We start from the raw sequence: 749 nt of genomic DNA on the forward strand, positions 1-749 counted from the left end.
GATAAGCGCGTCGAAAGACTGTGGCGACGAGAGGGGCTGAAGGTGCCAATGAAACAACCAAGAAAAGGACGGCTTTGGCTGAATGACGGATCGTGCGTCAGACTGCGGCCTGAACACCGTAATCATGTTTGGTCCTACGACTTTGTGCATTGCCGGACGGATGACGGAAAGGCGTTCCGAACGCTCAACATTACCGATGAGTACAGCCGGGAGTGCTTGGCCATCTGTGTGGATCGCAAGCTGAACTCAGGCAACGTCATCAATGCGCTGAGTGATCTGTTCATCTTGCGCGGCGTGCCTTCGTTCATTCGGTCTGACAATGGTCCGGAGTTCGTTGCTCAGGCCGTACAGGACTGGATCAAAGCTGTCGGCGCGAAAACGGCTTACATCGAACCTGGATCGTCCTGGGAGAACGGATATGTGGAGAGCTTCAATGCCCGTTTCCGCGACGAGTTCCTGAATGGCGAAACCTTCTACAGCCTGCGCGAGGCGCAGATCCTGATCGAACAATGGAGGAAACACTACAACACGAAACGACCACACAGCGCATTAGGCTTGTCTTATGACTTCCCTCGGCTCCTTTGCGATAAGGGAGCCGCTTCCCGGCTCCCCAAACATGCCGGGAAGCGGCGGGGGACGGATCGGGAATGGGTCGGCCGTTCTGGGCCGTGCGGTAGTGTGATCGCCCCCGTCTTTTCTCATGACCTGAACGGATAGCAGGGCTTTGGGCCTGCATGACAAGCAGAGGT

1 protein-coding gene is annotated in these 749 nt (G+C 56.3%); it reads left to right on the forward strand.

Translation table 11 applies throughout. The annotated features are described in order from the left end of the window. Window positions 1-717: IS3 family transposase (locus FEV53_RS20440; RefSeq protein WP_246100963.1), on the forward strand; the 717-nt coding region annotated here is incomplete at its 5' end. Window positions 718-749 lie beyond the last annotated feature (32 nt).

This window comes from Palleronia caenipelagi (assembly GCF_007004065.1).
Taxonomy (GTDB): domain Bacteria; phylum Pseudomonadota; class Alphaproteobacteria; order Rhodobacterales; family Rhodobacteraceae; genus Palleronia; species Palleronia caenipelagi.